Annotated in this window: 24 protein-coding genes; 11 read left to right on the top strand and 13 right to left on the bottom strand. The window is 72.7% G+C overall.

All coding sequences use genetic code 11. The features are described from left to right. Positions 1–55 precede the first annotated feature (55 nt). The gene (locus AB0G08_RS13450) at positions 56–1,396 is read right to left on the bottom strand and encodes an ABC transporter substrate-binding protein (protein WP_358086934.1); all 1,341 of its coding nucleotides are present in this window, start codon (positions 1,394–1,396) and stop codon (positions 56–58) included. Positions 1,397–1,645: 249 nt separating this feature from the next. Here AB0G08_RS13450 and AB0G08_RS13445 point away from each other — a divergent pair, with 249 nt between their 5' ends. Further along, complete coding sequence (locus AB0G08_RS13445; protein WP_358086932.1) at positions 1,646–2,419, top strand: peptidoglycan DD-metalloendopeptidase family protein; 774 nt, start codon at positions 1,646–1,648, stop codon at positions 2,417–2,419. Between the two features lie 106 nt (positions 2,420–2,525). Here AB0G08_RS13445 and AB0G08_RS13440 read toward each other — a convergent pair whose 3' ends face one another. The 5 genes from AB0G08_RS13440 to AB0G08_RS13420 form a co-directional block, all read right to left on the bottom strand. Then, a complete protein-coding gene (locus AB0G08_RS13440) occupies positions 2,526–3,020 on the bottom strand; it encodes a TspO/MBR family protein (protein ID WP_358086930.1) in 495 nt (164 codons plus the stop codon). 158 nt (positions 3,021–3,178) lie between these two features. Then, the gene (locus AB0G08_RS13435; RefSeq protein WP_165947907.1) at positions 3,179–3,322 is read right to left on the bottom strand and encodes a GPGG-motif small membrane protein; all 144 of its coding nucleotides are present in this window, start codon (positions 3,320–3,322) and stop codon (positions 3,179–3,181) included. Beyond that, on the bottom strand, positions 3,313–4,089 hold the full coding sequence (locus AB0G08_RS13430) for a metallophosphoesterase (protein ID WP_358086928.1): 777 nt from the start codon (positions 4,087–4,089) through the stop codon (positions 3,313–3,315). The genes AB0G08_RS13435 and AB0G08_RS13430 overlap by 10 nt, the downstream gene beginning before the upstream one ends. 9 nt (positions 4,090–4,098) lie before the next feature. Further along, positions 4,099–4,374, bottom strand: coding sequence for a hypothetical protein (locus AB0G08_RS13425; protein WP_358086926.1), 276 nt, complete (start codon positions 4,372–4,374; stop codon positions 4,099–4,101). Continuing rightward, complete coding sequence (locus tag AB0G08_RS13420; RefSeq protein WP_358086924.1) at positions 4,371–4,955, bottom strand: nucleotidyltransferase; 585 nt, start codon at positions 4,953–4,955, stop codon at positions 4,371–4,373. Before AB0G08_RS13420 ends, AB0G08_RS13425 begins: the two co-directional genes overlap by 4 nt. Before the next feature lie 153 nt (positions 4,956–5,108). Here AB0G08_RS13420 and AB0G08_RS13415 point away from each other — a divergent pair, with 153 nt between their 5' ends. The 4 genes from AB0G08_RS13415 to AB0G08_RS13400 all read left to right on the top strand — a co-directional run bounded on the left by AB0G08_RS13415 (position 5,109) and on the right by AB0G08_RS13400 (position 9,387). Then, on the top strand, positions 5,109–5,822 hold the full coding sequence (locus AB0G08_RS13415) for a dTMP kinase (protein WP_358086922.1): 714 nt from the start codon (positions 5,109–5,111) through the stop codon (positions 5,820–5,822). Positions 5,823–6,083: 261 nt separating this feature from the next. Continuing rightward, positions 6,084–6,998 carry a MurR/RpiR family transcriptional regulator gene (locus AB0G08_RS13410; protein WP_358086920.1) on the top strand — a complete coding sequence of 305 codons (915 nt, stop codon included), beginning with the start codon at positions 6,084–6,086 and terminating at the stop codon, positions 6,996–6,998. Continuing rightward, entirely contained in the window at positions 6,995–7,951 is a 957-nt protein-coding gene (murQ, locus tag AB0G08_RS13405; RefSeq protein ID WP_358086918.1) for an N-acetylmuramic acid 6-phosphate etherase, read from the top strand. The genes AB0G08_RS13410 and murQ overlap by 4 nt, the downstream gene beginning before the upstream one ends. Before the next feature lie 446 nt (positions 7,952–8,397). Beyond that, complete coding sequence (locus tag AB0G08_RS13400; protein WP_358086916.1) at positions 8,398–9,387, top strand: sigma-70 family RNA polymerase sigma factor; 990 nt, start codon at positions 8,398–8,400, stop codon at positions 9,385–9,387. Positions 9,388–9,460: 73 nt separating this feature from the next. Here AB0G08_RS13400 and AB0G08_RS13395 read toward each other — a convergent pair whose 3' ends face one another. Beyond that, positions 9,461–10,435 carry an NlpC/P60 family protein gene (locus AB0G08_RS13395; RefSeq protein ID WP_358086915.1) on the bottom strand — a complete coding sequence of 325 codons (975 nt, stop codon included), beginning with the start codon at positions 10,433–10,435 and terminating at the stop codon, positions 9,461–9,463. 500 nt (positions 10,436–10,935) lie between these two features. Between AB0G08_RS13395 and AB0G08_RS13390 the strand changes: the two genes are divergently transcribed. Further along, positions 10,936–11,460: a DUF6232 family protein gene (locus AB0G08_RS13390; RefSeq protein ID WP_358086913.1), complete on the top strand. Its 525-nt coding sequence runs from the start codon at positions 10,936–10,938 to the stop codon at positions 11,458–11,460. Between the two features lie 6 nt (positions 11,461–11,466). Here the strand turns inward: AB0G08_RS13390 and AB0G08_RS13385 are convergent, their stop codons facing one another. Together AB0G08_RS13385 and AB0G08_RS13380 are read right to left on the bottom strand one after the other, a co-directional pair. Then, a complete protein-coding gene (locus AB0G08_RS13385) occupies positions 11,467–11,796 on the bottom strand; it encodes a DUF3817 domain-containing protein (protein ID WP_358086911.1) in 330 nt (109 codons plus the stop codon). Positions 11,797–11,821: 25 nt separating this feature from the next. Continuing rightward, positions 11,822–12,256: a hypothetical protein gene (locus AB0G08_RS13380; protein WP_358086910.1), complete on the bottom strand. Its 435-nt coding sequence runs from the start codon at positions 12,254–12,256 to the stop codon at positions 11,822–11,824. A gap of 121 nt (positions 12,257–12,377) precedes the next feature. Here AB0G08_RS13380 and AB0G08_RS13375 point away from each other — a divergent pair, with 121 nt between their 5' ends. Genes AB0G08_RS13375 through AB0G08_RS13365 form a run of 3 tightly spaced genes read left to right on the top strand, consistent with a single transcriptional unit; the run spans position 12,378 to position 13,596 of the window. Next, positions 12,378–12,704 carry a DUF6158 family protein gene (locus AB0G08_RS13375; protein ID WP_357867504.1) on the top strand — a complete coding sequence of 109 codons (327 nt, stop codon included), beginning with the start codon at positions 12,378–12,380 and terminating at the stop codon, positions 12,702–12,704. Next, complete coding sequence (locus tag AB0G08_RS13370; RefSeq protein WP_358086908.1) at positions 12,704–13,024, top strand: hypothetical protein; 321 nt, start codon at positions 12,704–12,706, stop codon at positions 13,022–13,024. The genes AB0G08_RS13375 and AB0G08_RS13370 overlap by 1 nt, the downstream gene beginning before the upstream one ends. Before the next feature lie 35 nt (positions 13,025–13,059). After that, the gene (locus AB0G08_RS13365; RefSeq protein WP_358086906.1) at positions 13,060–13,596 is read left to right on the top strand and encodes a DUF1360 domain-containing protein; all 537 of its coding nucleotides are present in this window, start codon (positions 13,060–13,062) and stop codon (positions 13,594–13,596) included. 147 nt (positions 13,597–13,743) lie between these two features. On the opposite strand, the gene AB0G08_RS13360 is transcribed toward AB0G08_RS13365, so the two are convergent. The 3 genes from AB0G08_RS13360 to AB0G08_RS13350 form a co-directional block, all read right to left on the bottom strand. After that, the gene (locus tag AB0G08_RS13360; protein WP_358086904.1) at positions 13,744–13,953 is read right to left on the bottom strand and encodes a hypothetical protein; all 210 of its coding nucleotides are present in this window, start codon (positions 13,951–13,953) and stop codon (positions 13,744–13,746) included. Between the two features lie 146 nt (positions 13,954–14,099). Continuing rightward, positions 14,100–14,348, bottom strand: a complete 249-nt coding sequence (locus tag AB0G08_RS13355) for a hypothetical protein (RefSeq protein WP_357867501.1) — start codon at positions 14,346–14,348, stop codon at positions 14,100–14,102. 520 nt (positions 14,349–14,868) lie between these two features. Further along, positions 14,869–15,966 carry a 3-deoxy-7-phosphoheptulonate synthase gene (locus AB0G08_RS13350; RefSeq protein ID WP_358086982.1) on the bottom strand — a complete coding sequence of 366 codons (1,098 nt, stop codon included), beginning with the start codon at positions 15,964–15,966 and terminating at the stop codon, positions 14,869–14,871. Positions 15,967–16,269: 303 nt separating this feature from the next. Here AB0G08_RS13350 and AB0G08_RS13345 point away from each other — a divergent pair, with 303 nt between their 5' ends. Both AB0G08_RS13345 and AB0G08_RS13340 read left to right on the top strand, forming a co-directional pair. Continuing rightward, positions 16,270–17,424 carry an alkaline phosphatase PhoX gene (locus AB0G08_RS13345; RefSeq protein WP_358086902.1) on the top strand — a complete coding sequence of 385 codons (1,155 nt, stop codon included), beginning with the start codon at positions 16,270–16,272 and terminating at the stop codon, positions 17,422–17,424. 188 nt (positions 17,425–17,612) lie between these two features. Next, positions 17,613–17,828, top strand: a complete 216-nt coding sequence (locus AB0G08_RS13340) for a hypothetical protein (protein ID WP_121400099.1) — start codon at positions 17,613–17,615, stop codon at positions 17,826–17,828. Here the strand turns inward: AB0G08_RS13340 and AB0G08_RS13335 are convergent. Next, the gene (locus AB0G08_RS13335; RefSeq protein ID WP_358086900.1) at positions 17,795–18,535 is read right to left on the bottom strand and encodes a phosphodiesterase; all 741 of its coding nucleotides are present in this window, start codon (positions 18,533–18,535) and stop codon (positions 17,795–17,797) included. The two genes, AB0G08_RS13340 and AB0G08_RS13335, sit on opposite strands and share 34 nt — an antisense overlap. Positions 18,536–18,603: the final 68 nt, after the last annotated feature.

Raw genomic sequence — 18,603 nt, 5'->3', positions numbered from 1 at the left:
TCCTTGATCAGCCGGTGGGCCGGCCCGCGTGCGCGGACCGGCCCACCGGTCTAGATCACTTCCAGCTGCTCTCGATGCCCTGCAGCACGGTCGCGGTGTCCTTGCCGTTGATCCACTGGACCATGCCCTTCCAGAACGTCCCGGAGCCGACGGCAGCCGGCATCAGGTCCGAGCCGTCGAAGCGGAAGACGGTGGACTTGTCCTGGAGGATCTGGACGGAGAGCTTGTCGATGGGGTTGGCGACGTTGGCCAGGTCGAGCTTGTTGTTCGCCGACACCCAGTCGCCGATCTTGGCGCGGCTGTTGGCGTACTCACCCGAGGCGAGGTAGGTCTGCACGGCCTGGACCTCGGGACGGTCGGCGAAGGCCGCGACGAACTCGCCGCCGCCCAGCACCGGCTTGCCCTTGCTGGCGTCGATCGCGGGGAAGTAGAACGCGAAGACGTCGCCGTCCTCGGCCACCTTGGTGCCCTGCGGCCACTGGTTGGCGTAGAAGGACGCCTGGCGGTGCAGCGCGCACTTGCCGGTGGTGATCGGCACGCCGGCCTCCTGGAAGGAGGTGGTGGCGATGCTCTTCACGCCGCCGAAGCCGCCGTTGACGTACTTCTCGTTCTTCAGGATGGTGCCGGCCTTGTCGAGGGCCTCGGCGACCTTCGGGTCGTTGAACGGGATGCCGTGGCTCGTCCACTGGTCGTAGACCTCGGGGGTCTGCGTCCGCAGCATCAGGTCCTCGATCCAGTCCGTGGCCGGCCAGCCGGTGGCCTCACCGGACTCGATGCCGACGCACCACGGCTTGGTGCCGGCGGCCGCGATCTGGTCGCTGAGCTTGATCAGCTCGTCCCAGCTGGTGGGGACGGTCCAGCCCTTCTCCTTGAAGGTCTTCGGCGAGTACCACACGAAGGACTTCACGTTGGAGCCGAGCGGGGCGCCGTAGAACTGGCCGTTGACGGTGCTGTACTTCAGCCAGTCGGCCGGGTAGTTCTCCTCGGCCATCTTCTTGGTGTCGGCGCCGACCGGCTTGAGCTTGCCCGAGTCGACGAAGCGCTTGAGCAGGCCCGGCTGCGGGATGAACGCGAGGTCGGGGGCGTTGCCACCGTCGACCCGGACGTTGAGCTGCGCCTCGAACTCGCCGCTGCCCTCGTGGTCGATCTCGATGCCGGTGCAGTCCTCGAACTGCTTCCAGGACTCCGCGAGGCGGTCGGCCTCGATGTCCCGGATCGACGAGTAGATCGTGACCTTCTTGCCGTCGTTGTCGCCGTACTTCTCGTATGCGGCGCACTCCGCGGAGCCCGCGGAGTCACTCTTCTTGTCGTTGCCGGTGCCGCAGGCGGTGGCGCTCAGCGCCAGCCCCAGGACGCCGGCGATCGCGAGAGCCTGGCGTGATCTGGCAAACGCCATGCCGTTCTCCTTCCTTGCCGGCGCGTGCAGGGATCGAACCCGCGCCGGTCCGATGGACGTCACCCACATGTAAGCGCTTGCATCTGGACTGGTCCACCCCTAACCGGACACGAGGAAGTAACAATCCAGAAACCCGTAGGCCCCCTGTTGGGCACGCTCCCACACGGAGGTCGGACCCCTTTCCAACGGCGGCATTTTCTGACACGCTGCAAACACGCGATCGAAGGATTTCGACATAGGAGGTGCTGGATGGGCAAGCGGTGGTTGGGCCTGCTGGCGGCCGGTCTGCTGGCGGTGGGCGTGGTGCTCCCGGCGGCCCCGGCGATGGCTGCTCCCACGTTCAAGGTGCCGTTCCCGTGCGGGCAGTCCTGGTCCGGCCAGACCCGGACCGGCCACAGCCCGGCGTACGCGGTGGACTTCAACCGCACCGACGACCTCGGGGACCCGGTGGTGGCGAGCGCGCCCGGCACCGTCGACCGGGTCACGGATCTCGGCGGCACCAGTTACGGAAAGTACGTCCGGATCAACCACGGTGGCGGGTACAGCACCTACTACGCCCACCTCAACGGCTTCAACGTCTCCGTCGGCCAGACCGTCGGCTACGGCAAGGTGATCGGCTGGGTCGGCAGCACCGGCGGCTCCAGCGGCCCGCACCTGCACTACGAGCAGCGGCTCAACGGCGCCGACATCCAGGTGCGGTTCAACGGCGCGCTCGCCCTCTACTGGGGCACGAAGACCTACACCAGCGACAACGGCTGCGGCAGCAGCACCGGCTCCGGCACGGTCAACACCAGCGGTACGGCGCTGACCGTCCGCTCCGGCCCGGGCACCGGCTACGCCGCGGTGGGCACCGTCGCCGACGGCACCCGGGTGACCATCTACTGCCAGACCAGCGGCACCAGCGTCACCGGCACCTACGGCACCAGCACGATCTGGGACCGGATCGGCAGCGGCCGGTACATCGCCGACGCGTACGTCTACACCGGCTCCGACGGCTACATCTCCGGCGTGCCCCGCTGCTGAGCGGGCGACGGCACGGGGCCCCGGCTCAACCCGGGACCCCGTGCCGTGTCGTGCGGTCCGCCCGCCGGCCGGGGGCGCCCGGTGCGCGTCGCGCGGTCGGGGCCGCTCAGCTGTTGAGGCGCCAGATGGCGAAGTTCAGCGCGGCCGCGAAGGTGACCCACGCCCAGTAGGGCAGCATCAGCAGGGTCGCCGGGCGGGACACCGTGCGGAAGAGCGCGACCGTCACGCCGATCGCCACCCACATCAGCAGGATCTCGGCGAACGCCAGCCCGTAGCGGCCGGCGCCGAAGAAGAGCGGGGTCCAGATCGCGTTGAGCGCCAGCTGGGCGATCCACGCCCAGAGGGCCGGGCCGAAGCCGACCCGCCGCCAGACCAGCCAGCCGGCCACCGCGATCATCGCGTAGAGGAGGCTCCAGACCGGTCCGAAGAGCCAGGACGGGGGAGCCCACGCCGGCTGTTCGAGGCTCGCGTACTCGGCCGAGGTGCCCCGCACGCCCAGCCCGCCGATCGCCGCGGCGACGAACACCGCGGCCCCGAAGCCGAGCAGCGCCCACCACTGCCGGGCACCACCCGTACGTTCAGCGCTCCCAGACATCTCCATGGTCGAGATATCTCCGCCGGAGGCGCACCGTAAACCCGCGATCACACCCCGGAAGGCAGAACACCGGGGTCGTCGTGTCCGGATTCTCCTGTCGGGAGGACGGAGTTCCGGTCACGACGACCCCGGTGGGTCCCTGACGGCGGCTTCTAGCCGCCACATCAATTGAAGATGCTCACACCACCCGGCCCGACGAGCAGGCCGACCACGATGAGGACGACGCCCCACAGGATCTGCCGCCGGAACAGCGCGAGGATGCCGGCGACCACGAGTACGACTGCGAGAATCCAGAGAATCAGCTCCATGATTGCTGAATACCCGAGCCGCCGACCCCGGAAACCTGCGCCGGGTCGAGGTGGTCTCCCAGATGGAAGACGCTGTACGCCTGCTTGATCACGGGGTGGGCGACGTTGCGCACGCGGACCCCGCCGGGCGTGGTGCCCCGCTCGCTGCCGGCGTGCGCGTGCCCGTGCAGGGCCAGCGCGGTCGGCGCCGAGTCGATCGCCTGACCGAGCTGGTACGACCCCAGGAACGGGTAGATCTCCAGCGGCTCGCCGGCGAGCGTGTCCGGCACCGGCGAGTAGTGGGTGAGCGCCACCAGCACGTCGCAGTCCAGCCCTCTCAGCGCGGCGGAGAGGGCGTCCGCGCTCTCCGTGGTGGTCCGGACGAACGCCTTCATCTCCGGCTCGCCGAAGTCGCTGGCGCAGCGCCCGGCGAACCCCCCGCCGAACCCCTTCACCCCGGCCACCCCCAGCCGGCCGCCGGCGCAGTCCAGCACGACACCGTCGCCCTCCAGCACGGTGATCCCGGCGTCCTCGAGCACCTTGACCACCTGCGGCACCTGGTCGCACTGGTGGTCGTGGTTGCCCAGCACGGTCACCACCGGCACGCCGAGCCCGCCGAACTCGGTGGCCACGCACCGGGCCTCGGACTCGGTCCCGTGCCGGGTCAGGTCGCCGGCGAGCAACAGCACGTCGGCGTGCTCGGGCAGCTCGTCCAGGGCCGGCCGGAACCGGCCGACCACGTCCTCGTCCAGATGCACGTCACCCACGGCGGCGATCCGGATCACCATGGAACCTCCTCAGGGCAGTTGCTCGATCTCCGTGGGCGCCGCCGCGCGGATCACCCCGATGTCGCTGGTGACCGGCACGTCCGGGAAGCGTTCGGCCACCCGGCGCAGGATCTCCTCCCGGCGGTGCGGGCTCTCGACCTCGCCGTAGAGCACGAGGCCGCGCTCACGGCGGACCACGGTGATGCCCTGTTCGGCCACGTCCGGGTCCTCGGCGAGCAGCCGGTGGATCTCCGCCTCGACGTACTCGTCGGGCGGTCCGGTGGCGACGTCGCGGTGCTCGGTCACGGTGTCCCCTCTCCCTCGACGGTGCCGGAGTGCGGCACCACCTCCAGCCGGTCCAGCAGCACCAGGAACGCCTCCGCGTACGGCGAGTGCTGCGTCTCCTTGCGTACCCGTTCCCAGTCGATCTGCTCGCGCAGGGAGCGGGCCAGCGGCAGGCCCCGGGCGAAGTCGCAGTAGTGCTGCGAGAAGCTCAGCAGTTTGTGCACCATGAGCTGGGTGGCCGAGAGCACCGGCATGTGGATCGCGTCGACCGGCCGGACGACCGTGTCGGCGAACGTCTCCTCGGTCACCGGCGTCTCGATCGGCCGGTGGATCAGGTCCACCATGCGACCGTCGTCGAAGACCTTGACCAGCCAGTCCTCGGGCGGCCGCTCGGCGGTGAAGCCCGCCGCGACCAGCGCCTCCAGGGAGCGTTCCACGTCGACCTCCCGGATGAGGAAGTCGACGTCGTGCTCGCTGGAGTGACCGCCGTGGGCGTACACCGCGAAGCTGCCCCCGAGCGCGAAGGGGATCTCTTCCTGCTTGAGCACGGCGGCGACCTTCTTCAGCGTGTGCACCAGGCTCTCGTCCCCGCGCTCTGCCATTGGCGTCTCCCGTCATGGTGGTGGGCGGCTGATCCAACTCCGGTACCCGGCATCCCGGCGGGCCACACCTGGCAGGTGGCACGGTCGGGGTCAACCGGGAGCAGACGGCACAAATCTCCGGGACGCGAGCGCGGGTCGGATAGCCTGTGCAGAGTGTCCAGATCACCGCAGGCGCGGCGCGGCAGGGCCCGATTGCGCGCCGTCGCCCTGATCGGCATCGACGGCTCGGGCAAGACCACCCAGGCGCACCGGCTCGCCGACGCGCTCACCGCGGCGGGCCGCCCCGCCACCTACCACCGCAACGCCGGCGGGCGGCGCTGGCTGGGCCGCCTCGCGCACCGCCTCGGACGCCCGGACGCCCAGCGGCTCGTCGGGCGCAGCGGGATGCTGGCGGTGGAGTCCGTGCTCCGCTGGCTGGCGATCGCCGTCGCCCTGCTCAGCTGTCTGGCCACCGGCCGGGTCGCGGTGATGGACCGCTACTCCGCCTGCCAGTACGCGAGCATCCGCGCGCACGGGGGCCAGCGCTGGGAGCGGCTGGCCCGGGTCGGCTACCGGATGTTTCCGCGACCGCAGGTGACCTTCCTGCTGACCGTGGATCCCGCCGAGGCCTACCGGCGGATCGAGCAGCGCGGCACCGACCACGAGAGCATGCGCTACCTGACCGCCGCGGACAGCGCGTACCGGACCCTGCCGGAGTACCCCACCTTCGTGGTGGTGGACGCCGGGCGCCCGCCGGAGGAGGTCACCCGGCAGATCCAGGACCACATGGCCGGCTGGCTGCCGGCCGCCGACGGGCGCGACGGCCGGCCCGCCGGCGTGCCCGCCCCCGGCGCGGAGCCGGTCGCGATCGGCCGGCTGACCGCCTGAACCGCTGGCGTGCGGGCCGGTCGCCTGGCGTGATGTCGCGTCCCCGGGGCGTCGCGTGCGGCGGCGGGATGGCATCGTCTGCACCAGGGGTGCGTGCGGACCGGCGGCGGCCGTCCGGCGACCCCGGGCAGGTCGCGTGAGCGGGGACGGCACCCGTGGGAACAGCACGCTGGACGAAACGGCACAACCCGGCAGGCGGTACTTTCCTCAATACGGGGAGTCATGGTTGACGCTCACGCCTCGTGAAAGTAAGTTTCATCCGTGGCGAAGAGTCCGAAGATTTCTGCGAGTCACGAGCCGGGTGGGCTGATCGTCCACATCAGCGGCCTGCTCCCGTCGTTGTCGCCGGCCGAGCAGCGGGTCGCCCGGCTGGTGGTCTCCGATCCGGCCGACGCCGCGCGTCGGACCATCACCGACCTCGCCACCGCTGCCGAGACATCCGAGGCGACCGTCATCCGCTTCTGCCGGTCCGTCGGGATGGACGGCTACCCGCAGCTGCGGATTCGGCTCGCCGCCGAGGCCGCCCGCCGGGTCGAGCCGCCGGACGCCCGGGTCGTCGGCGGCGACATCCCGCCCGGCGCCGACCTCGCCCAGATCATCGCGACCATCGCCTTCAACGACGCGCGGGCCGTCGAGGAGACGGCCGAGCAGCTCGACCCGGCGATCTGCGAACAGGTCGTCGACGCCATCGCGGGCGCCGGCCGGATCGACGTCTACGGGGCGGGCGCCAGCGGCTTCGTCGCCTCGGACTTCCAGCAGAAGCTGCACCGCATCGGCCGCACCGCCTTCTACTTCCCGGACGTGCACACCGCGCTGACCTCGGCCGCGCTGCTCGGGCGGGGCGACGTCGCGGTCGGCATATCGCACACCGGCACCACCTCCGACGTGATCGAGGTGCTGGAACAGGCGCAGGCCCGGGGGGCGGCCACGGTGGCGCTCACGAACTTCCCCCGGTCGCCGATCACCGAGGTGGCCGACTTCGTGCTCACCACGGCCGCCCGCGAGACCACCTACCGCTCCGGCGCGATGGCGAGCCGGCTGGCCCAGCTCACCGTCGTCGACTGCCTCTTCGTCGGGGTGGCCGCACGCAACCGGTCCCGGGCCAGGAAGGCCCTCGAAGCGACAGCCGAGGCGGTCCGGTCACGCCGGGTCGGCCCGGGACGGAGGCGGGCATGACGGCGGGCGCGGTGGAACCCCACGAGGTGACGGCCCCGGTGACGGCCCGGCCGGTGATCCGGGTCGGCGCGCCGACCGAGCGGCGCAACCCGCTCAGCGCGGACCTCGACCTCATGTCGACCCGGGACGTGCTCACCGTGATCAACGAGGCGGACCGGCGGGTGCCCGGCGCCGTCGCGGCCGTCCTCGACGAGATCGCCACGACGGTGGACCTGGCGGTGACCGCCCTGCGCGGCGGGCACCGGGTGCACTACTTCGGCGCCGGCACCTCCGGCCGGCTCGGCGTGCTCGACGCCGCCGAGCTCGCGCCCACCTTCAACTCGCCCCGGCACTGGTTCTGCGCCCACATCGCCGGGGGGCCGGAGGCCATGTGGCGGGCGGTCGAGGACGCCGAGGACGACGACCGCGGTGGCGCGGCCGAGGCAGCCGACTGCGTACGGGCCGGTGACCTCGTGGTCGGGCTCGCCGCCAGCGGACGCACACCGTACGTCCTGGGGGCGCTCGCCGCGTCGAGGGCCAAGGGGGCCTCGACCGCGCTGCTCTGTGCCAACCCGGAGGCGACGGCCGCCCGCTCGGTGGACGTCTTCATCGGGGTGGACACCGGACCGGAGGTCGTCACCGGGTCGACCCGGATGAAGGCGGGGACCGCGCAGAAGCTGGTGCTGAACACGTTCTCCACGGCCGTGATGGTCCGACTCGGTCGGGTCTACTCGAACCTCATGATCGACATGGTCGCCACCAACGCCAAGCTCCGGGGTCGGATGATCTCGATCCTGATCGAGGCCACCGGCTGCTCGGAGGAGATCTGCCGGCAGGCCCTGCACGAGGCCGACGGCGACATGAAGGTGGCGCTGGTCCTGCTCGTCTCCGGCGTGGAGGTGTCCGCCGCGCGGGCCGCCCTGGCCCGCTCCGCCGACCAGGTCCGCGGCGCCTTGGCCCTGCTCGCCTCCTGACCCCACCCCCGCGTTCCACCCACCCTGCGACCCCCGTCACGTACGGGTATGGATCACCGGTGCGGATTGTTCACCGGGGGGTGGGGTATTACCACGGGCGTGGATGAACCGACCGGTGCACCGGCGCGTGTCCTGACAGTGACCAGGATCGCAGCGCGACGGTGACCCGGGTCGCTGCGTCCCCCGGGCGGGCGGTGCTGCCATGGTCCGGGAGACGGCGACACGTCCATCCGCCGCCCCTGGTGTGGTGCCCATCGGAGTGCCCATCGGAGAGCCGCCACATGGGGTGCTGACAGCAAACATGGACCGCGCTCTCAGCGGATTATCAGGCATTCGTGACACTTTCGACTCACGACATGGAATCCCCGACGCGTCTCAACTGTTGTGTAGGTGTCAGCACCGGTGGGCACGGCGCAAGTTACGGGGGAGGGCTGATGGACGTGGGGATGGCAAGGAACCGGGCAACCGGCGCGAGCGAGGGGACCGTGGGCAACGTGGACAAGAACATCGGCATGCGAACCGACGAGGTTGCCGAGGAGCGCGACCTGGTCGGCGTCTACCTTCACGAGATCTCCCGGACGCCACTGCTGGACGCCGCCAGGGAGGTCGACCTCTCCAAGGCGATCGAGGCCGGCCTCTACGCCGAGCACCTGCTCGGCGAGGACCGCGTCCCCGCCGGTGTCGACCGGGACGACCTGGAGCGGCTGGTCGCCGAGGGTGAGCGGGCCAAGGACCTGTTCATCCGGGCCAACCTGCGGCTGGTCGTGTCGATCGCCCGCCGCTACGTCCGGTCGGGCATGCCCATGCTGGACCTGATCCAGGAGGGCAACACCGGCCTGGTGCGGGCGGTCGAGAAGTTCGACTACGTGCGTGGCTACAAGTTCTCCACCTACGCGACCTGGTGGATCCGCCAGGCGATCAGCCGGGCGATCGCCCAGCAGGAGCGCACCGTGCGACTGCCGGTGCACCTGGTCGAGGACGTCAACCGGATGCGCAACGTGGCCCGCCAGCTCACCCGCGAGCTGGGCAGCGACCCGGAGCCGGAGCAGATCGCGGCGTCCCTCGGGGTCACCGTCGAGCGGGTCAACGAGCTGGTCCGCTGGTCGCAGGACACCGTCTCGCTGGACACCCCGGTGGGCGACGACGGCGACACCAACCTCGGCGACCTGGTCGCCGACAGCGACGCGCCGTCGCCGGAGGAGATCGTCCTCACCGGGCTGGAGCGGCAGCGGATCGAAGGCCTGCTCAACCACCTCGACGACCGTTCGGCCGGCATCATGCGGGCCCGCTACGGGCTCGAGGACGGCCGGGAGCACTCCCTCACCGAGGTCGCCTCGCGGTTCTCGCTCTCCCGGGAGCGGATCCGGCAGCTGGAGATCCAGGCGCTCGGCCGGCTCCGCGAGCTGGCCCGGGCCGAGGGGCTCCAGGCGGCCTGAGCAGGGTAGGAAGTACGGCGAACGGCCGGCGTCCGATAGGGGGACGCCGGCCGTTCGCCGTACTCGGCTGCGGTCAGCGGACCCGGCCGTAGCCCTGGATGGGCATCAGGTTCATGCCCCGCTTGAGCACGTTGCGCCCGGCGCTCGGCGCGTCGATCACCTGGCCGCCGCCGACGTAGAGGCCCACGTGCCCGAGCCCGCTGTAGAAGACGAGGTCGCCGGGGCGCAGGTCGCTCCGGCTGATGTGGGTGACCGCGCCCCACTGCATCCGGGTGTTGTGCGGCAGCGACTTGCCGGCCGCCCGCCAGGCCGCCGAGGTCAGGCCCGAGCAGTCGTAGCCGTTCGGCCCGTCGGCGCCCCAGACGTACGGCTTGCCGAGCGCGCCGTACGCGTACCGCACCGCGACGCCGGCCCGGCCGGAGACCGCCGGGGCCTCCTTGGCGCTGTCGGGCCGGGCGGCCGGCTTCTCGGTGGCCCGGCCGTACGCCTGCCGGCGCAGCTCGTAGAGCTCGGCCAGGTCGCGCTCGATGCGCTTCTTGGCGGCGGTCATCTCGCGGGCCTGGGCGGCCTGCCGGCCCAGCGTGATCTCCAGCCGGGTCTTCTCGTCGAGCAGCCGGCGCTGGTTGCCCGTGAAGTTCGAGATCTTCTCCTGCCGCTGCCGGGTGAGCTGGTCGAGCATGCCCAGCCGGTCCAGCAGGGTGTCGGGGCCGCCGGGACGCAGCAGCGCGTCCGCGGTGGTCAGGTTGCTGCCGGTCTTGTACGCGGTCACCGCCAGCTCGCCGACGTCCGCCCGGCTCCGCTCGGTCTCCTGCTCCAGCGGGCCGATCCGGCTCTGCACCCGCGCCACGGCGGCCTCGTTGGTCTTGATCTCCTCCCGGAGCTTGTTGTACGCCTCGACGACGTGTTCCAGCTGGTTGGAGGAATTCTCGATCCGCCGGGTCAGCTCGGCGGGGGACGGTTCGGCCCGGGCGGGTGCCGCCGGTGCGAGCAGCGTGGCCGACACCACGGCGACCGCCAGGGCGCGCAGCGTGTTCCTGAGGGACGACAAGAGCGGAAGGCTCCTCTCCCACCGGCCGCCGCGGGCTGCTGACGCCCCCGACGACACCGGGCCGGTGCTGTCCGGGTGGACGGCGATCGACCGGGCCGGCCCGGACAACCTATCCCGGGGCAGGAGTGATGCGCAGTTGAAGCAGGGTCGAATGTTGGCCGAGTGACGGAAACTGTTGATCACGACGGGCACGCCGCGTGATCGACTTCTCCGGCCCGCCGCGGGGCGCCCGCGGCTATTGCCGGCGATCGGGCGATCCGCGCCATTCGTCGTTGTCGGCGTATGCCGTTAGAGGCTGAGCCGTTATGACCGACAAGACCGACATGGTGGCCGCAACCGGCGGGCCAGGCACCCGCCGGCCTCGGACGTGAGCCGAAACCGCCCTCCGGGCTGGCACGTGCGCCACACAATGAAGCGCGCAGCCGGGAATCCCGTCGACCGGCACCGATGCGAGACCGGCGACGGGAGCCGACCCGGCACCAGCCGCGGGAGGTAGAACCGTGAACCCTCAAGGCGCCACACGACAGACGCGGTCGGCGCGACCGACCGCAGGGAAGAACACCCTCCTCTACGCCCGACCCGGGATCATCGTGACGGTCGACCGGTTCACCGTCGGGCGCAACAGCTGGCGGGTCACCGAGCTGACCCACCTGCACACCGGCCGCGGCCCGCACGACCGCGTCGCGGTACGGGCCGTCGTCGTCACCGGCACCATGATCGGCGGCGTCGGCCTGCTGCTCGGCTTCACCGGCGGGCTGCAACGGCTCACCGCGGGGGCGTACCTCGTCCTGGGCCTGGTGTTCCTGCTGCCCGTGCTGGTCGCGCTGGTGGGGGACAGGTGGCGACCGCCCGCGTACGAGCTGTGGGGCCGGCGCCGGGGCGAGCGGGTGCTGCTGTTCAGCAGCGACGACGAGCGGCAGTTCGGCCAGGTCACCCGGGCCCTGCGCCGGGCCCGGGAGATGAACCGGTACGGCGGCTGGGAGGACCCGCTCGCCTCGGCCGACCCGTGGCGGCCCAACCGGTAGCCGGCGTCAGCCGGCGACCGGCTCCGGGGCGCGCTCGGCGCGTTCCGCGGTCACCCAGGAGCTGACCCGCCGCTCGGCGTAGAAGGAGACGAACGGCACCGTGCCGGCCAGCATCACCAGGACCATCCGCTTCAGCGGCCAGCCGGCCCGGCGGGACAGGTCGAAGGCGGCCACCAGGTAGAGCATGTAGAGGAAGCCGTGCGCCTGGCCCACGGTCTCCACCAGGATCGGGTCGTCGAAGCCGTACTTCATCGGCATGCCGATCACGACCAGCAGGATCAGCGCCACGCCGACGATCCAGGCGATGACTCGGTACCGGGTCAGGGCTGCGCCCACCGTCGTCCGTCCTTTCGCGCCCGGCTCAGCCGGGGTAGTCGCCGGGCTTCGCACCCGGGTTGTCGTTCAGCCATTGCAGGTAGTGGTTGTAGGCGGCCAGGTCGCCGTCCTCACCGCCGTCGGCAGCCGCGGCCACGCGGGCGACCCGCACGGGTCGGCGTACGACCGGGCGCGTCGCGGCCTCCGGGGCGTCGGCCGGCCGCGTCCCGGCGGCGGTCGACGCCTCACCGGGCGCGTCGGCCGGCGCCGCCGGTCCCCGCAGCGTGTGCCGGACCTCACGCCACCAGACGAAGACCACGAAGCCCGCGAAGATCGGCCACTCGACCGCGTAGCCCCAGCTGATCGCGTTGCCGGCGGCAGCCCGGCTGACCTGCCACCAGCCCAGGCCCAGGAAACCGGTGACCAGCACGACCATGGCCACGTGGCGCGCGATCCACGCCGGGGTCCAGAGCCGTTTCATGGCTTCGAGAGTACCGGTCTCCGAGGCGCTCTCCGACGCGGCGTCGTAGCCGCGGGATGGTTTGGTGCCACCCGGTGTGGGCATCCGTCTAGACGCGAGCCCAAACCAGAGCAGGGGGTCGATCATGACGGGATCGGTACGGCAGGACGACTTCGGCAGTCCGGAGCAGCGGATGCCCGAGTGGGACGGGGACCACGTCCACGACAGGGCCTCCGGCGAGGCGGACCCGCCCGACGGCGAGCTGCTCGGGGTCGACCCCGCCGAGCTGGCCGACGAGGACCTGATCCGGGAGATGCACAGCCTGCACCGCACCCGCCTGGACACCCTGCGCCACGCGTCGGACTCCGCGCTCGCCAACCACCTGCGGCGCACCGCCGAGCTGGAGACCGAGTACCTCGCCCGGCATCCCGGGCGCGAGGTCGACCCGAGCCGGCTGCGGGACGCGTGATGGCGTCCGCCGAGCGCGGGATGTCCGCGCCGCCGGAGGTGGTGTTCAGCACCGCCACCGACCCCGCCCGGGCGTCGGCGTGGCTGCCCGAGCCGCTGCGGGCCGACGGCACCCCGGCGGAGGAGGTCAGCGCGGAGGAGCTGCGGGCCCGGTGGAGCGCCGCCGAGGAGTGGTCGGCCGAGATCCGGGTGGAGCCGGCCCAGGCGGGCGGCGCCCGGACGCGGCTCGACCTGACCGGCGGGCCGGACGCCGAGCGGCTGGCCGACGAGGCGCTGGACAGCCTCGCCCGTGAGGTGGCCGACAACCTGCAGGCCGGCTGAGCCGGTCGCGGGACCGAGAAGACCGAGGAGACCGGGTGACCGCCCTGAAGGAGAAGGTGGCGCGGCTGCGCCAGGCGTACGCGCCGCACGAGCACCGGCCGCTGGGCGGCTACCTGGCCGCGATGGGCACCTACGCCGGGGTGACCGCCGGCATCGCCGGTCTGGTGAAGGCGACCGGCCGCCCGGTGCCCGAGCGTCCCGCGCCGGCCGACGTTGTGCTGCTCGCCATCGCCACCCACAAGCTGAGCCGGCTGCTGTCGAAGGACGCGGTGACGAGCCCGTTGCGGGCCCCGTTCACCCGGTACGACAAGCCGATCGGCAGCGGCGAGGTGATGGAGCAGGTCCGCGACCAGGGCAGCTCCACCCGGCACGCGATCGGGGAGCTGCTGAGCTGCCCGTTCTGCCTCGCCGTCTGGGTCGCCACCGGGCTCACCGGCGGGCTGGTGCTCGCCCCCCGGCTCACCCGGCTGGTGGCGACCGCGCTGACCGCCGTGGCCGCCTCGGACTTCCTCCAGATGGCGTACGCGGTGGCCCAGCAGGCCGCCGAGGGCGGCGACCACGACGAGGACTGACGACGTACGGAAGGGGGCCGGCGCGCAGCCGGCCCCCTTCGTCGTGCCGTTCTCGTGTCATGCCGTTCGTTGGTCGTGCCGCCGCTTGTTCCTGCCGTCCCTCGGTCGTCGCCGTCCTCGTCGTGCCTCGGGTCGGCCGGCGGAGCGTCAGGTCGGGGTGGTGCCGTGGTCCTCGCCGGCCCAGCCCCGGGATGCCTCCGGCTCGCGCTCGTCGGCGTCCGCCCCGGTGATGATGTCCCGGTCGACCGCGGTGCGGTCGTGCTCGTTGGCGAAGTCGGGCTCCGGCAGGGTGTCCCGGCCCTTGGGCGGTTGACCGAGCGCCGGCAGCTTCTCGTGCTCTTCCTCGTGGTGGGACATCTCGCTCTCCTCACTGCTCGTCGGCCCCCGGTGCGGGAAGGCCGGCCGCCCCTGGGGGACGGGTGGCGGCGCGTTTCGCTCCGCGGACGAGGGGCCGGCACGAGCCGCTCGGGCCGCGCCGACGGCCCGACCGGAGCCGCGGGGCGTCAGGTGACCGAACCGCCGAGCAGGTCGGCGACCTCGTCCACGGCGTACTCGCCCCCGGGCAGGGCGGCGATGCGGGTGAGGAGCTGCGCGGGAAGCTCGGCGGCGACGGCCCGGCGGTAGATGTCCGCCTGACTGATCCGCTCCTGGCCGTGGTAGAGGTCCTCGAGCAGCTCGTCGAGGCGCCGGGTGTCCGGCTCCTCGATCACGGGCGCGTCCGTCACAGGTGCGTCGTCGGTCACGTCGGTCAGCTACCCGCGTCCGAATCGGTCAAACGTCACCGCGCGGCCGGTGCCCGCTGCGCGGGGGTGGTCGCCGGGCTGTGACGGCGGTCATGGCGGGGGCCGGAACACCGGCGGCGGGTCGCCCGTTGAGTCAGGTGTCGGTGTGCCCAGTGTCCCCGGGCCTCACCTAAATCGCCTTCGCGGAATACCGTTCGGCTGGAGCCGCGTCGCGCCACTCGCCGAGAGGCGACCTGCACACCGACACCAGCGCCGCCCCCGAGCCTCCGGGCCCGGGGGCGGCGTTGTCTCTCCCCCCTTCCCCTGCCCCGCTGCATCCCGTCCCCCTCGCCTCCCGCCCCCGGCCCGCCCGGCTCCCGGCTCCCGGCGCCCGGCCGCCCTGCCCCCTGCTCCCGGTGATCATGAGGTTGGCGGCACAAATGGAGATCAATTTCGCCGCCAACCTCATGATCACGGGGCCGGGCTGGGCCGGGCCAGGGCGGGGTGGGTCAGGGCAGGGCAGGGGCTGGGCGGGCGGGGGAGAGTCGGGTCAGGCGGGGGTGGGGGCGGGGGTGCGGCGGCGGGTGCGGACGGCGGCGGCCAGGTGGGTGAGGACCTCCTCGGTCGTGTCCCAGCCGATGCAGGCGTCGGTGACCGACTGGCCGTACGTCAGCTCGCGGGTCGGGTCGAGGTCCTGGCGGCCGGCGAGCAGGAAGCTCTCCAGCATGATCCCGACGATGCCGCGCTGGCCGGCGTCGAGCTGGGCGGCCACGTCGGCGGCCACCCTCGGCTGGTTGCGGTGGTCCTTGCCGCTGTTGGCGTGGCTCGCGTCGATCACCACGCGCTCGGGCAGGCCGGCCGCGCGCAGCAGCTCCAGGGCGCCGGCCACCGACTCCGCGTCGTAGTTCGGCCGCCCGCCCCCGCCGCGCAGCACCAGGTGCCCGTCCGCGTTGCCCCGGGTGTGCAGGATCGCCGGCGTGCCGGAGAAGTCGATGCCGGGGAAGACGTGCGGTACGCCGGCGGCCCGGATGGCGTCCACGGCGGTGCCGATGCTGCCGTCCGGGCGGTTCTTCATGCCGATCGGCATCGACAGGCCGGAGGCGAGCTGCCGGTGCACCTGGCTCTCCACCGTCCGCGCGCCGATCGCGCCCCACGCCACCGTGTCGGCGATGTACTGCGGGGTGATCGGGTCGAGGAACTCGCAGCCGACGGGAAGCCCCAGGCGCAGCACGTCGAGCAGGAGCGCGCGGGCGGTACGCAGGCCGGTGTTGACGTCGCCGGAGCCGTCCAGCCCGGGGTCGTTGATCAGGCCCTTCCAGCCCACCGTCGAGCGCGGCTTCTCGAAGTAGACCCGCATCACCACGAGCAGGTCGTCGGCCACCCGGGCGGCGGCGTCGCGCAGCCGGTGGGCGTACTCCAGGGCGGCGGCCGGGTCGTGCACCGAGCACGGGCCGACCACCACCAGGAGGCGGTCGTCGGCGCCGTCCAGCACCCGGCCGACCGCGCGTCGCCCGGCCAGCACGGCCGAGGCGAGCGTGTCGTCGAGGGGCAGCTCGTGGTGCAGCAGGGCCGGGGTGGTCAGCGGCACGACGCGGTCGATCCGCTGGTCGCTGACCCGAACGGTCTCCGGGGTCGTCACGGTGGGAATCCTTCCGCCGACCGTGCCCCGGGGCCGGTGCCCAGGTCGAGCCGGCTGCTCGTACGCAAAAGGGCAGGAACGAGAGCTCCTGCCCGGCCGGCTCGAATGTGGTGACGTCAGATCATGGTGAAGTCACCGGCGTGCGAGCCGGCTGCCTAAACCATCGATACGAACGCGTCACGCGGCCCAGCGTACCCGACCGTGCGGGAAGGTCCACCCGGTCGTCGGGAAAGACTCGCCTCGCGTTCACCTCCGTCGATGTCTACGGCGGTAGTTTCATCGACACCGACCGTTGCTCTCCGGAGGTTCCCGATGGACCGTCGTACCGTCCTGCGCGCCACCGTCCTCGGCGGCGCCGCCGCCTTCTCCGGCAGTCTCTGGGCCGGCGCCGCCCACGCCGCCCCTGCTCAGCCCGGTGCCAGCCCCTACGGGCCGCTCGGCGCGGCCGACGCCAACGGCATCCAACTGCCCGCCGGCTTCACCAGCCGGGTGATCGCCCGGTCCCGGCAGACGGTGCCCGGCACGTCGTACACCTGGCACGACGCGCCCGACGGCGGCGCCTGCTTCGTCGCCGGCACGGGCTGGATCTACGTCTCGAACTCCGAGATCCTCACCACCGGCGGGGCGTCCGCGGTGCGCTTCGACGCCGCCGGCAGCGTCGTCTCGGCGTACCGCATCCTGTCGAACACCAACCGCAACTGCGCGGGCGGCGCGACGCCGTGGGGGACCTGGCTCTCCGGCGAGGAGGTCAGCCGGGGTTACGTGTACGAGACGTACCCGCAGGGCGACCGGGCCGGGGTGCGGCGGGCCGCCATGGGGCGGTTCAACCACGAGGCCGCCGCCTGCGACCCGGACCGCCGGGTCGTCTACCTCACGGAGGACGAGTCCAGCGGCTGCTTCTACCGGTTCCGGCCCACCACCTGGGGTGACCTCTCCGCCGGCACGCTGGAGGTGCTGGTCGCCGGCACGGGCACCAGCGGCCCGGTGAGCTGGGCGCGGGTGCCCGACCCGGACGGCTCGCCCACGCTGACCCGCAACCAGGTCGCGGGCGCGAAGAAGTTCAACGGCGGCGAGGGCTGCTGGTACGCGGACGGCACCTGCTGGTTCACCACCAAGGGCGACAACCGGGTCTGGGCCTACGACGCGGTGAACCAGCGCATCGACCTGGCGTACGACGACTCGCTCGTCTCGGGGACGGCGCCGCTGACCGGGGTGGACAACATCACCGGGACCCGCTCGGGCGACCTCTACGTCGCCGAGGACGGCGGCAACATGGAGATCAACGTGATCACGCCGGCCGGGGTGGTCGCCCCGTTCCTGCGGATCACCGGCCAGTCCTCGTCGGAGATCTGTGGGCCGGCGTTCTCGCCCGACGGCAGCCGGTTCTACTGCTCGTCGCAGCGCGGCACGTCCGGCTCCTCCTCCGGGGGCGTCACCTACGAGGTGCGCGGCCCGTTCCGCTCCTGACCGGCCCGCCTCCGCCCGTCGGCCCGCCTCCGCACGCCGCCCCGCCTCCGCACGCCGCCCCGCCTCCACGCGCCGCCCCGCCTCTGCCTGCGGGCCGGTCCGTCTCCGCCCGGTGTGGGCGGGCCTCCCGCCGGGCCCGGCGCGATCATGCGGCGTGCCGGAGGCGGCGGCGGGGTATGTGGGCGGTCATGAGTCACGAGCAGAGCGACCAGGAACGGGTGGAGTCCCGCGCCCACCTGCTGCCCGAGGAGGCGGCGGTCGGCAGCGACGACCCCCAGGCGCAGGCGGAAGCCATCCTCGCCGAGTCCGACATCCGGGAGGAGGACCGCAACGCCGCCCCGGACACCGTGCTGGAACGGCGTACCTCCGATCAGACGGTTACCCCCATCGAACCCCCCGACTGAGCCACGGCGCCCCGGGCCCGTCGGGAGCCCCGGTAGGTGTGCTCCCGCAGCCAGGCGATCGGGCCGACGGCCCGCAGCCCGGGCGGCAGGTTGCCGATCGGGTCGAAGGCCAGCGCGGCGTCCTCCCGGGCGCTGAGCTGGGCGCCGAGGACGACCTGGCCGAACGGCCGCCACGGCCCGACGGCGGACGCGACCGCGAGCACCAGGCGCGGCGCGTCCGCCCGGGCCGCGGCGGCCACCTCGGCCAGGCTGCGGCCCAGGTCGGGCGACTCCGGGTCGGCCAGGGCGGCCAGGAAGAGCCGCCGCCGGCCCGCGCGCAACGGCATGATCGTGCTGTACGTCCCCGCGAAGCGCCGCCGGGGCAGCGGCAGGTTCCGCAGCAGCGGCGCGGCCCCGCTGGAACTGACCAGCAGGTCGAACGGCCGGCCGGCATCAAGGTGCAGCCGCACGGCCAGCCCCAGCACGTCCGGCCAGCCGCCGGGGGTGGGCACGCCCTTGGAGAGCCGGACGGTCGCCCGGAAGCGACCCGGGTCGTCCAGCAGCGGCACCCCGGTCGGCGGTCCCGGCGTGCCCCAGACGACGACCTCGCCCGCGAACGAGCGGCCCGCGGGGTGCAGCAGGCGGGCCCGGCGCAGCCGGGTCAGGGCGGCGGTCGCGTGGTCGACCGCGACGGCGGCCCGGTCGGTCACGGTGGCGGCAGGCGGCATCCTCCCCCGGTACCCGGCCGCCGGCGGTCGATGCCTCGCCACGTGCGGCGCGTCCCCTTCGCGCGCAC

The sequence above is a fragment of the Micromonospora sp. NPDC023644 genome (genome assembly GCF_040640115.1).
GTDB lineage: Bacteria > Actinomycetota > Actinomycetes > Mycobacteriales > Micromonosporaceae > Micromonospora.
Note: the sequence above shows the minus strand (reverse complement) of the source record. Positions and strands in the feature narration are given on the sequence as shown.